At 71.0% G+C, this 14,284-nt stretch carries 9 protein-coding genes; 5 read left to right on the top strand and 4 right to left on the bottom strand.

What is annotated here, in order from left to right:
* Nucleotides 1-225, bottom strand: a 225-nt coding sequence (locus AB0G02_RS16265) for a hypothetical protein (protein ID WP_360794443.1), incomplete at its 3' end; no start/stop codon positions are given.
* Nucleotides 226-318: 93 nt separating this feature from the next.
* Here AB0G02_RS16265 and AB0G02_RS16260 point away from each other — a divergent pair.
* The 4 genes from AB0G02_RS16260 to fxsT all read left to right on the top strand — a co-directional run bounded on the left by AB0G02_RS16260 (nt 319) and on the right by fxsT (nt 8,710).
* On the top strand, nt 319-798 hold the full coding sequence (locus AB0G02_RS16260; RefSeq protein WP_360794441.1) for a GNAT family N-acetyltransferase: 480 nt from the start codon (nt 319-321) through the stop codon (nt 796-798).
* A gap of 107 nt (nt 799-905) precedes the next feature.
* A complete protein-coding gene (locus AB0G02_RS16255) occupies nt 906-2,900 on the top strand; it encodes an MDR family MFS transporter (RefSeq protein ID WP_360794439.1) in 1,995 nt (664 codons plus the stop codon).
* 129 nt (nt 2,901-3,029) lie between these two features.
* On the top strand, nt 3,030-4,565 hold the full coding sequence (locus tag AB0G02_RS16250) for a hypothetical protein (protein WP_360794437.1): 1,536 nt from the start codon (nt 3,030-3,032) through the stop codon (nt 4,563-4,565).
* Nucleotides 4,566-4,855: 290 nt separating this feature from the next.
* A complete protein-coding gene (fxsT, locus tag AB0G02_RS16245) occupies nt 4,856-8,710 on the top strand; it encodes an FxSxx-COOH system tetratricopeptide repeat protein (RefSeq protein ID WP_360794435.1) in 3,855 nt (1,284 codons plus the stop codon).
* Nucleotides 8,711-8,819: 109 nt separating this feature from the next.
* Here fxsT and AB0G02_RS16240 read toward each other — a convergent pair whose 3' ends face one another.
* Together AB0G02_RS16240 and AB0G02_RS16235 are read right to left on the bottom strand one after the other, a co-directional pair.
* Nucleotides 8,820-10,658: an HEXXH motif domain-containing protein gene (locus AB0G02_RS16240; protein WP_360794433.1), complete on the bottom strand. Its 1,839-nt coding sequence runs from the start codon at nt 10,656-10,658 to the stop codon at nt 8,820-8,822.
* 324 nt (nt 10,659-10,982) lie between these two features.
* On the bottom strand, nt 10,983-11,879 hold the full coding sequence (locus AB0G02_RS16235) for a hypothetical protein (RefSeq protein ID WP_360794431.1): 897 nt from the start codon (nt 11,877-11,879) through the stop codon (nt 10,983-10,985).
* Between the two features lie 118 nt (nt 11,880-11,997).
* Between AB0G02_RS16235 and AB0G02_RS16230 the strand changes: the two genes are divergently transcribed.
* Entirely contained in the window at nt 11,998-13,263 is a 1,266-nt protein-coding gene (locus AB0G02_RS16230; RefSeq protein ID WP_360794429.1) for a hemolysin family protein, read from the top strand.
* Here AB0G02_RS16230 and AB0G02_RS16225 read toward each other — a convergent pair.
* The coding region (locus AB0G02_RS16225; RefSeq protein WP_360794427.1) for a M24 family metallopeptidase at nt 13,264-14,284 on the bottom strand (1,021 nt) is incomplete at its 5' end.

The following is a 14,284-nucleotide window of genomic DNA, read 5'->3' as shown; positions in this document are numbered from 1 at the left end:
CTCGTCCATCTGACGCACGTCCACCTTCTCCCGCACCAACGACGTGAACGGCGTCTTGCCCAGCCCGTCCCGCCGCAGCTCCGCGTGCCGGCGGAGCACGTACTCCTCCGCCGTCTCGACGAAGTAGCCCATGACGTCGGACACGACCCGCCGCGCGAGCGCGGGAGGCAGGCCGGTCGACCTGACCACGTGCCGGAGCAGGTCGTCCGGCACTTCGTCTCCCACGGGCTCCAGCATGGCCACAGCCAACCACCGGACCAAACGCCGTGCCCGGAATCGGGCACGGCCGGCGGCGCGACCCGTGCGAGGCTGCGCGTCATGACCCATGAGATCGCCGTGTCCCCGTGGCGGGACGCGGACCTGGCACCGCTGCTGCTCGCCTACCACCTGCGGACCGAGGCCGAGAAGGGCTCGGCCGTGCCCGACGTGGAGCACCTGCCGGAGCGCTACCGGGCCGAGGTGCTGGATCCCCGCGCCGCCTTCACCGGGGACGTCGTGCTGGTCGCGGACCTCGACGGCGCGGCGGTCGGCTGCGTCGTGGCGTCCGCGCCGGTGGACGGCTCGCTGGAGATGAAGCGGCTGTGGGTCGACCCGACCGCGCGCCGGAAGGGCGTGGCGAAGGCGCTGGTCGAAGCCGTGGTGGCGCACGCCGCCGGGGCGGGGGTGCGGTCGGTGCGGCTGTCGGTGTGGAACTGGCGCCACGACGCCGTCGCCCTCTACGAGCGCCTGGGCTTCACCGCTGTGCAGTCGTGGGACGCCCGACCCGACCTGGTCTGCATGACGCGCGCCGTCCCCTGACCCAACGCTCCGCAGCCGCCGGGCGACGGTCGGGTGATCACCCGTGCGTGGTCGTGGCGGGCGGGGCGGGGGTGGCGGTTTTATCGTTCGGGGCCGGGAGGTCCAACGTGGTCGAACGGGTCGAGGTCGGGCGCGGCGCGCGGAACGCCGTGGTCGCGGTGATCATGCTGGGGATGCTGCTCGCGGCCCTCGACCAGACGATCGTGGCGACCGCGCTGCCGACCATCGTCAGCGACCTCGGGGGCGCCGGGCACCTGTCCTGGGTGGTCACGTCCTACCTGCTGGCCGAGACCATCATGACCGCCCTGATCGGCAAGTTCGGTGACCTGTTCGGCCGGAAGAAGGCGTTCCTGGTCAGCGTGGCGCTGTTCCTGGTCGGCTCCTTCCTGTGCGGCTGGTCCGACTCGATGACGTGGCTGATCCTGGCCCGCGCGGTGCAGGGGCTCGGCGCCGGCGGGCTCATGGTCACCTCCGCCGCCGTCATCGCAGACGTCGTGCCGCTGTCGCAGCGGGGCAAGTACCAGGGGTTCATCGGCGCGGTGTTCGGCGTCGCCACCGTCGTCGGGCCGCTGCTCGGCGGCCTGTTCGTGGACCACCTGAGCTGGCGCTGGGCGTTCTACGTGAACCTGCCGCTGGGCCTGGTCGTGCTCGCGGTCGGCGCGTTCGCCCTGCCCGGCCTGCGCGGCGCGGGCCGACCGAAGATCGACTACCTGGGCATCCTGCTCATCGCCCTGGCCGCGACCGGCCTCACCCTCGTCACCAGTTGGGGTGGCGTCCAGTACCCGTGGGCGTCACCGACGATCATCTGGATGGCGATCGGGTCGCTGGTCGCGCTCGCCCTGTTCGTGTTCGTCGAGACCCGGGCCGCCGAACCGATGCTGCCCATGCGCCTGTTCCGCAGCCGCGTGTTCACCGTGTGCACGGTGCTCAGCTTCGTCGTCGGGTTCGCCATGCTCGGCGGCGTCACGTTCCTGCCTACCTACCTGCAGTACGTGCACGGCGCGTCGGCCACCCAGTCGGGCCTGGAGATGCTGCCGCTGGTCGTGGGTCTGCTCATCGCCTCCGTCACGACCGGCAACGTGATCAGCAAGACCGGCCGCTACCGGATCTTCCCGGTGGTCGGCAGCCTCCTGATGGTCGGCGGGATGTTCCTGCTGTCCCGGCTGACCCCGGACACGTCGTTCTGGCAGGCCTCGACGTACATGCTCGTGCTCGGCCTGGGCGTCGGCATGTGCATGCCGGTGGCGATGGTGGTCGTGCAGAGCACCAGCAGCTACGAGGACCTGGGCGTCGCCACCTCCGGCGTCAGCTTCCTGCGCACGCTGGGCAGCTCGTTCGGCGTGGCCGTCTTCGGCACCGTGTACGCGAGCACCCTGCCGGACAACCTCGCCGCCGCCATCCCACCGGGCGTCGACCCGGCCGCCGCCTCGAACGTGCAGGCGCTGCACGCGTTGCCGGACGAGCTCAAGGCCCCGATCATCGCCGCCTACGCCGACACCCTGCACACGGTGTTCCTGTCCGCCGCCCCGGTGGCCGCGGTGGCGTTCCTGGTCGCCTTGTTCCTCAAGGAGGTGCCGCTGCGCGACACCGCCCGTGCCGCCGCGACCGAGGTGGGCGACAACTTCGCCGCGCCGCACGCGTCGGACTCCGAGCACGAGCTGGAGAAGCTGGTCGCGCTCATCGTCAGCCGCGAACGCCGCGACCCCACACCGGACGTGCTGCGCGGGTCCGGCGTCCCGCTGACCCACGCCCAGGCGTGGCTGGTGGTCAGGGTGTTCCGGCAGAGCGTGCACCACGACCACGCCACCCTGGAACGCCTGGCCGAGGCCACCTCCGTGCCCGCGGGCGTCTTCGAACCGGTGGCCCGTCAACTCCAGACGAGGGGCTACCTGGCCGAGTCCGACGGCCGCTACCGCTTCACCCCGCAGGGCACCGAGGTGTTCGCGGACCTGGTCTCCGCGTGGCGGCGCTGGCTGCTCGTCAAGCTCACCGACTGGAACTGCGTCGATCCGGAGTTCATCGACGCCGTGGACCGGGTGGCGACCGAGCTGACCACCAGCGCGCAATCCCTGAGCACCGGCCGCCACGCCGCGTTCGCCTGACCGCATTTTGCGGAGAAGGCGCGTTCCGCCTGTGTAACAGTTGCGGCGGGGACGGGTGTGCAAGTGGCGGTTCTTCTTTGTGTCCGCGCGGTTCTCACGCGGCGGACGGTGGTGATGGGGGATGGTCGCATGGTCGTGGAAGACGGCGTGAACACCGCCCAGGTCCGGTTGCAGGGCGACGTGGTCGCCGCGTTGGAGCGGTACGAGTCGCTGCGCACCGAGCACGGCCGCGCCACGTTGGTGAGCATGCTCTCCGACGCGCTGGGCGAGCCGGTGTCGTTGGAGGGCCAGGAACTGCACCTCCAGCTCCTCGGGCTGGTCCGGTGGTGTTGCCGCCGTGCCGACGGGTTGTCGGGTCTGGTGGACTGCCTGAAGGTGTTGGACCCCCACACGCCGGGGATCTCCGAACTGGTCGAGCTGAGCGAGGAGTGGGCGGCGTGCCGTGCGCTGCCCACGCGCGACTGGGACCGGCTGGCGAAGGCCCTGCGGTCCGTGCGGCTGGCCGACCACCCGTTCGAGGAACGCCGCCTGCTGCGCCGCCTGGCCGACGTGGCCACCGGCGGCCACTGCGACGACCTGCCCTCCCGGTGCCGCTCCGCGTGGTCGCTGTTCCTGTACCTGGCCGGGCACAACACCGCTCCGGGCGCGCTGCCGCCCGCGATGGTGTTCGTCGACTGCCTCGCCGGACGCATCGGGGACGCGGCGCTGGCGGGTGAACTGCGGCGCTACAACTGGCGCCTGGCCGAGAAGTTCGAGGTGACCGACCTGGTGGAGCAGGCGCGGTGGCGCACGGAGCCCGGTGACGCCCATGCCGGCGCCAACGCCGACGTCGACGCGGACACCGACGTGGTCCACTTGGTCTTCGAGGTGGACCCGGACCCCGTCGACGAGGGCAAGGTGGTGCTCTCGCACTGGTGCCACTGGAAGCAGTCAGGCTGGCACGGCCGACGTCGCGGCGACACCGCGATCCGCCGGGAGGACCTGGCCGGTGAGGTCGACCGCGTCCTCGCGGATCTGGAGGTCGAGCTCGGCGTCACCCCAGCGGGTGAAAAGGTCAGCTCGATCGTGGTCGAGTTCGCGTTGCCCTGGGAGATGATCAACGCGCCGGTCGAGCTCTGGCCGAAGGGGGACCCGTCGAGCGCGACCGTGCCGCTCGCGGTTGACCACCCCGTGCTGGTGCGCAGCCTGGAGCGGATGAGGACGCAGCGGTACTGGCTGGCGTGGAAGCAGCGCTGGAGCGCGGTGTCGGACGAGTCGGCGCGGCCGTACTGGAGCCGCAGCAACGGCGGCTGGGACCTCACCGGCATGGCGGTGGAGCTGAAGGACAACACGATCGTGGCGGTCGTGCTCAGCGAGCCGCCCGGCGACCGCCGCGGACGTGCCTGGCACGAGGCGGCGATGGCATTCCGCACCGGAATCCCGATCATCGTGTGGGACCGGGAGGACTGCTCCACCGCGCGTTTTCACGATGCCGTAACCGAGTTGTTCGCCGTCGGAGAGGTGCGGCGGCTACCCTACCGGCTGGCCCGGTTGCGGCGTGAAGCGTTGCTCGCAAATGCGTCCGATGAGCGGCATGTGGGGCGCAGTCTTGCCGTATTGTGGGATGATGCAGGGCGTCTACCGGAACCACTGACCTCCGGTTGGGGTTCGCAGGGAGGGATCTGAGCCATGCCCCACCGGCGCGCGCCACATATCGGGCACTTATCGGTTCCTTATTCTCTTCCGACATCCGTCCGGGTGATCGCCCGAACCGGTGATCCGGTGACCGATTCCACGTCACATCTCCCATTCGCGCTCCTTCTCGGTATCGATTCACTTCGCGAAACCGCACCGATCGCGACCTTCGGGCCGGTGACCGCGATCCGGCGGTTCGTCACCGATTCGAGCGGCTATTCGCGTGAATCGTCCCGCCGGTACCCGCGGGGCCGACCGACCCCGGTCGGGGGGTTGTGACGGTGCGCGCCGTCCCCCGGGACGTGGACGCGCGGACGGGCGTCGGCCCGGACGCCGGCGAGTGGACGGCGGACGCGTTGCGCGAGGTGCTCGCGCCGTTGCGCGGCCAGTCCCGGGACCTGGCGGTCCTGGTGGACGACGGACCGGCGATGTCGATCTGGAAGGCCACCGTCGAGCGCTTCACCCGGGCGCTGGCGGAGTCCGGGATCTTCGACGACGTCACCGTGCGAGCGCTCGGCGTCGACGACGGCGGTCGGGTGGTGGTCCGCGGCTTCGGGGCGGACGACCTCCTCGGGTCTGTCGAGCCCCGCTTGGTGCTCGCCGTCACCGACACCGTCCACGACGTCTGGCGGTCGGGCCGGGCGTGGGCCGCTCTGCGGGAACTGGGTGCGGTGCACTCGGTCGCGGTGATCAGCCCGCTGCCGTGGTCGATGGCCCGCCGCACCGGCCTGGACCTGCACCGCCTGCGCCTCAAAGCGCTCGAACCGGGTACGCCGAACCGCGACCAGGAGTGGGAACCGCAGGTCGACGTGCCGGGCCTGTACGACGACCTGGGCGATGTCGTCCCGATCCCGTTCGTGGAGCCGGTCCCGGCGGGGCTGCGCCAGTGGGTTCACCTGATCGCGGGAAGGGGATGGGCGAACGTCGGCGCGACGCTGGTGCCCGATGCGCCCGACTCCGGCCGCGCGCAACCCGGACCGGACGCCGTGTCGTTCACCGCGGCCGAGGCGGTCGCGGCGTACCGGATCTCCGCGTCGAAGTCGGTGTTCGACCTGGCGGTCAGCATCGCGGCCGCGCCGTTGGAGGTGGAACTGCTCGCGCGCATCCAGCAGCAACTGCACCCGGAAGCGGGACGTGCCGCCCTCTCCGAATTCCTCGGCGGCCCATTGGTGGCGCTTCCGCCCCGGCGGTCCGCGGACGACGGAAACCGAGCGGAATTCAGCTTCGTCATCGAAGGCGTGCGGGAAGAACTGCTCGCGCACGGCCACCGCATCGACACCGAACGAGTGCGCAAGGTGGTGCGGCACTACCTGGACGAACGGGATCCTGAGGTTGTCGCGTTCGATTCATCGCTGGACGAGGAGCCGCAATCAGCCCGCGCCTTGATTGTCGCGCCGCCCCACGTGGCGGAAGCGGATCGGGCCGTGCGGGGCGCTTGGTCGGGCGTTCACCTGGTTAATTCCACCCCCGGTGTGAGCCCTCCCTCGGCCTTGTACAGTGGGGCGCTCGAAGACTCGCACGCCGGCGAGGTCGATCGAATAGGTGTTCGACGGGACGTGGACGGCCTCGACCACAATGCAGGAGGAGAAGACGTGACCTCGACCGTCGACCAAGGAAGGAGAGAATTTCTAGTTTCACCAGTTTTCGGCGGTGTGCCGCCCAGGAACGTCAACTTCACCGGGCGGACGGATCTCCTGCAGGAACTCGAGCGCCGCCTCGTCCGGGGCGCGACCGCGGCGGTGCTGCCCGAAGCGCTGCACGGCATGGGCGGTGTGGGCAAGTCCCAACTGGCCATCGAGTACGCCTACCGCAACCGCGCGAACTTCGACCTGATCTGGTGGGTCCCGGCGGAACGATCGGTCAAGATCGTCAACTCGCTCGTGGAACTGGGCCAGCGGCTCGACCTGAACGTCGGCACCGAGGCCAACGTCGCGGTGCAACAGGTGCTCGACGCGCTCCGCAGCGGCAACCACCCGAAGGTCCCGGCCAACTGGCTGCTCATCTTCGACAACGCCGACAGCCCCAACGCCGTCCAGCAGTACCTGCCCACCGGCGGCACCGGCCGCATCCTGGTCACCTCGCGCAACTCCCAGTGGTTGAGCGTCGCGCGTCCGCTGGAGGTCGCCGTCTTCCAGCGCGCGGAGAGCGTGCAGCTGCTGCGCCGCCGCGACCCCGACCTCAGCGAGGAGGACGCGGGTCGCCTCGCGCAGGCACTGGGCGACCTGCCCCTCGCCGTTGCCCAAGCGGCGGCCTGGCGGGTGGAAACGGGCATGCCCGCCGGCGAGTACCTCGAACTGCTCGCGGAGAAGCAGCTGGAGCTGCTCGACGTCACCACGACCCTCGACTACCCCGAGTCGGTCGCGGCGATGTGGAACCTCTCGCTCAACGAGCTCAAGCGCAAGAACCTCTCCGCCTTGCGGCTGCTCCAGGTGTGCGCGTTCCTGGCGCCGGAACCGATCAACCGCACCATGTTCACCTACAGCCGGAACATCGGTGACGTGCCGCCCGAGCTGTCCCGGATCCTGCGCGACCGCTTGCGGCTCAACGAAGCCATCCGCGACATCAACCGCTTCGCGCTGGTGCGCGTCGACCACCGCACCAACTCCATCGAGCTGCACCGCCTGGTCCAAGCGGTGCTCAAGAGCCAGATGAGCGCGGACGAACACGCGACCATGCAGCACGCGGCGCACCAGATGCTGGGCGAGAACGACCCGGAAACGCCGGAGGAGCCGGACAACTGGCCGGTCTACGCCGACCTGAGCGCGCACCTGGCCGCTTCCAACGCTTACGAGTGCGACTCGGAGTCGGTCCGCTCGCTGCTCTACAACCAGGTCCAGTTCCTGTACCGGTGGGGCGAGCACAACCGCAGCGCCGAGTTGTCCGAGCAGATCTACAAGATCTGGGTCGACCGGTTGGGCGAGGACCACCCGGAGACGCTGCGGATGGGCCACTGGTACGGCTTCATGCTGTGGGTGCAGGGCCGCTATGCCGAGGCGACCCCGCTCAACGTGGAGCTGCTGGAACGGCACCGCCGCACGTTCGGCGAAGAGCACGAGGAAACTGTCACGGCGATGGGGCAGGTGGCGGCCGACAAGCGCGCGCAGGGCGACTTCGTCGGCGCGCTGGAGCTGTCCAGGCGCAGCTACGACATCTGCGTCCGGTACCTCGGTGACGAGGACCCGGTGACCCTCGGCATGGCGCACAACCTCGCGGTCAACCTGCGCCTCGTCGGTGACTTCGCCTCCGCGATCGCCCTGGACGCCGACACCTGGGACCGCAAGATCCAGATGTACGGCCAGGAACACGAGATGTCGTTGCTGACGCAGGTCGGCCTGACCCTCGACAAGCGGGAACTGGGCAACTACCGGGAGGCCTGCGCCGAGCACGAGGAAGTCGTGCGGGTGTACGAGCGGCGCAGCGAAGGGCGACCGCTCAACCCCCCGTTGCTGCGCGCCATGCGCCACCTCGCGGTAATGCGCCGCAAGGCGGGTGACCACGAGGGCGCGATGAAGGCGGCGGAGACCGCGTTCGAGGGTTTGCGGCGGCGGTACGGCCTCGACCACGCCGAGACGCTCGCCGCGGCGCTGGCCCGTTCCATCGAGCTGAGGCACCGCGGCCGTCACGAGCAGGCAGCGCAACTCGGGCAGGACACGCTGACCCGCTACGCCCGGACGCTGGGGCCCGACCACCCGCACACCCTGTCCGCGGCGGTCAACGTGGCGATCCTGCGTCGCTTGATGGGTGACTCCGAAGGCGCGCGCGAGCTGGACCAGGCCACCCTGCAGAAGTTCCGCACCCGCCTGGGTGACGACCACCCGTCGACGTTGACCACCACGATCAACCTGGCGAGCGACCTGCACGAGCTGGGTGACGCCCAAGACGCCCACGACCTCGACCTCGACATGTTGAACCGCTCGACGGAGATCTTGGGCGCCGACCACCCGACGACGCTCGCGTGCCAGGCGAACCTCGCCCAGGACCTGCGCTCGCTCGGACGGGAGGACGAGGCGGACGCGTTGCACCAGCGCGCCGTGGGCGTGTTGCGTGACCGCCTCGGTGACCTCCACCCCGCGGTGGTGGAGCTCACCAAGCGCCACACGCGGGCCAACTGCGACATCGACCCGATGCCGCTCTAGCAGTGGCGGTCGGGCAGGTCGTCGCCGGCGGGTCGGAAGCGGGAGGGTCCGCCTGGTGGGGTGGGCGCGTCATCGGCGCGTCCCGCCACCGGCGCACCCGTCGGCACGCCTAACCGCCCGTACCCAGCCAGGTGGCCAGGCGTGCCACGTCGGGCGCCGTGCCGCGGGCGGTGATCTCGTCCCGCACGGCGCGGACGACGTGCGGGCGTTCGAGCAACGCTTGCGAGGCCGGACCGGGTGACTCGTCGCGCAGCACGAGCCCGAAACCGGACCACGCGCCCGGCCGGTCCGAGCCTGCGGCGAGCTCGGCGGCGTACAGCGCGTGCGCCCGCCCGAGCTCGCGCGCGACCAAGGCGAAATCCGCGTCGGTCACGTCTGCGGCGATCTTGGGCAGGTCGTCCGAGAGCCCTGCCCTCATCGCGTCGAACTCGGCACGTCCGGTGAGCAGCACCCGGGTGAGGATCGCTTTGGCGTCCAACCGGGGTGGTCGCGGGGCCGGCACCACGGTGGGGTGCGGCTCGGGCGCCGGGGCGGGTTCGCCCGCGAACCACCGCTCGGCGCAGTCGAGGACGTGCGCCCGCGACACGTGCAGGTGGGTGGCACGCCACGCGGCGCGGTGGTCCAGGGCCGCCGCCTCGGCGGTGGCGAGCAGGTCGTCCGGCACGGCGGCGTCCGACAGCGCCGCCAGCCGCTCGGCCAGGCGGGTGGCGAACCTCAGCCCCGCGGCGGTCAGCGAGGGTCGTCGGCGCAGCGCACCGAGCGCTTCAGCCACCTGCGCCCGAACGAGGGCGAACTCGAAGTGGGCCAAGGCCGCTTCGGGTCCGCTGGAGCGCTCCCGTTGCCGCTCCCAGAACTCCGCGACCGCCAGGAACGCGTTCACCCCTTGGTACAGGCCGAAAACAGGTCTGGGGTCGTCCCGCCACGGCGCGTAGCAGGTGGTGGAGGGGTCGACGCCGGTCAGCGGCACGAGGTGGTGGGTCGCGTTCACCTTGCTGTGCTGGTACTCGTGCACCATCGTCACGGCCAGCTGCACGGGGTCGTGCGGCTCGGAGATGATGGCGGCGCCGTAGCCGTCGCCCACCGACCCGCTGTGCGGCCGGAAGCGGTACGCGGTCGGGCGCGGTGTGATCACGGACAGGCCGGTGGACAGTTCCCGCGCGCGGTGCGGGTGGTCGCGCTCCAGGATCGCCCACGCGTCGGTGAAGACCTCGTTCCACCGCGCGACCGCGGAATCGGACAATGCGTCGGGGCGCTCGGGGATCGTCAATCCCCGGTACGGTCCGGTGTCATCGAGGTGGATGCGCGGCGCGGTCGAGCCGACTTCATCCAGGAGAATGCGCATCGGCTGCCACTCCAGCGGGTGTGCCGCACCGGTAGCGGTTTTCACAGTCAGTCCCGAGGCATCCGAAACCAGGACGCCGTGACCCCATTCAGCCGGGTCGGGCACACGCGCGGCACCCAGGCCGAGAAGGACCGCGATGCCATTCCACAACGGAATCGTCACCGTGAAGCGCAATTCTGCGGATACCGCCGCGGCGGCCGCCAGCGAGTGGAGCTGGCCGACGTGGAACCACAGCGGCGCGGTGTCGCTCGCCTTGCCGCGCAAGCGGCGCAGCAGGTGCGCGGACCAGACCCCCACCTGAGGTCGTGACAGGAGGTCGGCCACCACTTCGGGGCGGGCGCGCTCGGCGGCGACCAGGAGTTCCCACGCCTCGTTCACCGGGGGCAGCGGGTCGTCCGCCGGACGGTGGGCGCGGGCGTGGTGCAGCACGAGCCGCAAGGCCAGCAGGCGTCTGGTCCGCTCCACGTCGCGCAGCAGCGCGGAGACGTCGTCACCGGGCCGGGCGGACGCCAGGGCGTCCAGCTGTGCCAGCGTGATCCCGTGGTGGGGCAGCGCCACCCCGTGTTCGGTGTTCCAGCCTGCCACCTCGTGGTCGCCCCTCGTCATGGGCGCGAAGCCCGCCGGTCAGGAGTCGTAGCCGCCCATGCTGCTGCTGGCGTGGTCCACTTGTCTGAGGAAACGGTCCGCCGACGCGGCGAGGCTCTCGTCGTCGAATGCGTCCAACACGTCAAGGGGAACGTTCGTCAAGTCGACCAGACCGGAGTCGATCCGAATTGCCGATTCATCCACTAGCCGGCCTCCCGAGTGGCCACGAGGTAGGGCGCCCCCGGCGCGGTGGGGGAATCACCTTCGACGGCATGACTCAGTGTAATGTCAATGAAACTGTGCGGAAGAGGTGCGTATGGCGGTATTCGGCGCCGTGCGACGCAACTAAACGCCACCGACCCGTTGCGCCAACAGGGTGTCGAGTTCGGCCATTTCGGTGGTGCCGTCGGCGTAGAAGCGGATCGCTTCCAGCAGTGCTTCGAGGCCACCGGGGTAGTGGGCGCACGCCCGGACGATGCTGACCGTGTCCTGCCGGTCCGCGCCGTGGCGGCCGATGATCGTGGCGAACGGCAGGTCGCGCAGCACGAGATCGCGGCCTTCTCGCGTCTCGAAACCGGGTGTGCGCAGCAGGACCTCGACGATCGGGCCCAACTCGGCCAGGGTCAGGCCTCGCGCGGGGGCGGCGGGGCGGTCGGCGCCGAGCGGTCGGCCGTCGACCAAGCGCACCCAGGCCCGGGTCCTGATCTCCTTGACCTGCACGTCCACCGGCCGGTAGTCGTCGGGGCGGGCGGAGGGGCGTTGGCGGGTTACCGCTTGGTAGAACGGGTCCGAGGCGATCAGCACCAGCGTGGCCGTGGAGTCGCGCAGCGCCCGCTTGGCCTCGGCGGCGTCCAGGATCCGGTAGGTGAAGATCATCTCGGCGCTGGTCTTGCCGTGCTCGTCGTAGTGGACCTCGCCCGAGTGCACGGCCATCCGCAGGCGCAGGCGTGCGCCGGCGGCGTGCACGTGGTTGTGCTCGCGCAGCGCCGCCACCAGCCGTTCGGGCAGTCGGTCGACCAGGACGCCCTTCGGGGTGTCGGCGGGCAGCAGCACCATGAGGCAATCGCCCGCGTCGTCCACCGCGTCGTCGTCCCAGGGCAGGTCGCAGTCGGCGAAGGCGGTCGTCATCACCTGGTACATGCCGTTGCGCGCGGCGGTCCGGTGCGGTGACGTCCGGGTCAGGTCACCGTAGGACTCCACGTCCACCACGACGAACGAGCGGTGCACCGCATCGGACCCCATGAGACCTCCCCACGCATGTTGTAGCCCAGTCGTGGGCCGCACGGGCAGCGTCACCACTCGAAATGACCAACCCCCCGGTGGAGTTGCGGGCCGCCCGCGCCGGGGTATGGAGTCGGGTGTGGACGGATATGGGTGGACCATCGCGCTGGTCGCGGTGCTGGTGCTGGCGAACGCGCTGTTCTCCGGCAGCGAGATGGCGTTGATCAGCCTGCGCGAGGGGCAGTTGCGCGGCTTGGAGCGGGACGACGGGGCGTCCGCCAAGACGCTCGTGCGCCTGGCCCGCGACCCCAACCGGTTCCTGGCCACCATCCAGATCGGCATCACGCTGGCCGGGTTCCTGGCCTCCGCGACGGCGGCGGTGTCGCTGGCGGCTCCGCTGGTGCCGCTGCTGTCGTTCCTCGGTGAGGCGGCGAACGCGGTGGCGATCGCGCTGGTCACGATCGTGCTGACGTTCTTCACCCTGGTGTTCGGGGAGCTCGCGCCCAAGCGGCTGGCGATGCAGTACGCGTTGCGCTGGGCGCTGCTGGTGGCACGGCCGCTGCACGTGCTGTCCACCGCCTCACGGCCGGCGGTGTGGGCGTTGAGCGCCTCCACGAACGTGGTGGTGCGGCTGTTCGGCGGCAAGCCGGAGGTGGAGTCCGAGCAGATGTCGTCGGAGGAGCTGCGCGAGCTGGTCTCCGCCCAGCGCGGCCTCAACGCCGAGCAGCGCAAGATCATCACCGGTGCGCTGGAGATCAACGAGCGCCGGTTGCGCGAGGTCCTGGTGCCCCGCCGCACGGTGATGACGTTGGACGCGGCGCTGGACGTGGCGTCCGCCCGCACCGAGCTGGCCGCCTCCGGGCACTCGCGGGCGCCGGTCGCGCGCGGCGGGCACCTGGACGACGTCGTGGGCGTCGTGCACCTGCGTGACCTGCTCAAGGACGACGCCCGCCTGATCGACGTGGTCCGCCCGCCGCTGGTGCTCCCGGACTCGGTGCGGGTGTCCGACGCGCTGCGCCGGTTCAAGGCCGAGCGCGAGCAGCTGGGCCTGGTCGTGGACGAGCACGGCGCGGTCAGCGGCATCATCACGCTCGAAGACCTGCTGGAGGAGATCGTCGGGGAGATCCTCGACGAGACCGACCGCGACGTGATGGCGGTGCGCAACGGCGCGGACGGCTCGCTCCTGCTGCCCGGCACCTTCCCCATGCACGACCTGGTCGACCTGGGCGTGGAGCTGCCCGAGGCGCCCGAGGGCGATTACGCCACCATCGCGGGCCTGGTGCTGGTGGTGCTCGGCCGCATCCCCGACGGTCCGGGCGACAAGGTCACCGTGTCGGACTGGACCGTCGAGGTGCTGAAGGTCGAGCACCACGCCATCACCTCGGTGCGGCTGCGGAAGGTCTGACTAGCGGCCCGCGGCGGCGACCCAGGACTCCAGGCCCGCGGCGTCGAGCGGCAGGGCGGAGGACAGCACGCGGATGCCCTCCGGGGTGACCACGACGTTCTCCTCCAGCCGCACGCCGATGCCCCGCAGCTCCGGCGGCACGGTCTCGTCGTTCGGGTGGAAGTACAGGCCCGGCTCGACGGCCAGCGCCATGCCGACCTCCAGCTTCCCCTCGTGGTAGGCGGTGGAGCGGGCGTTCGCGCAGTCGTGCACGTCCAGGCCCAGGAAGTGCCCCACGCCGCAGGTGATGTAGCGGCGGTGGTGCTGGCCGTCCGGGTCCAGCGACTCCTCCGCGGACACCGGCAGCAGGCCCCAGTCGTGCAGGCCCTCGGCCAGCACCCGCATCGCCTCGCGGTGGAAGTCGCGGTACTCCGCGCCGGGCCGCACGACCGCCAGCGCCGCCACCGACGCGCGTTCGATCAGCTCGTGCACCTGCCGCTGCGCCGGGCTGTAGGCGCCGGACACGGGCAGGGTGCGGGTGATGTCGGCGGTGTAGAGGGTGTCCAGCTCGACACCCGCGTCCAGCAGCAGCACGGCGTCCTCGGGCACCGGACCGTCGTTGCGCACCCAGTGCAGCACCGGCGCGTGCGGCCCGGCGGCCACGATCGACGCGTACCCCGGGCCGTTGCCGGCGGTGCGGGCGCGTCGGTCGAACGTGCCCTGCAACCACCGCTCGCCACCGCCCTTGACGGCGGCCTGCAGCTCGGCGGCGACGTCCGCGAAACCGAGGATCGTGGCGTCCACGGCGGCCTGGAGCAGGCCGATCTCCCAGTCGTCCATGATCCGGCGCAGCTCGGCCAGCGCGGTGCGCAGCTCGGCGGTGTGGTCGGCGCCCGCCAACGCGTCCAGCAGCGGGTCGACGCCCGCGGTCGCGTGCACGGCGGGCAGCCTGCCGCGCAGCGCCGACGGCAGCTCGTGCAGCGGGCGGCAGCGCAGGCCCAGCGCCTCGGTCCACTCGGCCAGGCCCGGCACCGGGCCGATC

Source organism: Actinosynnema sp. NPDC023658, from assembly GCF_040639995.1.
Classification (GTDB): domain Bacteria; phylum Actinomycetota; class Actinomycetes; order Mycobacteriales; family Pseudonocardiaceae; genus Actinosynnema.
This window is presented reverse-complemented; position numbering and strand designations above follow the sequence as displayed.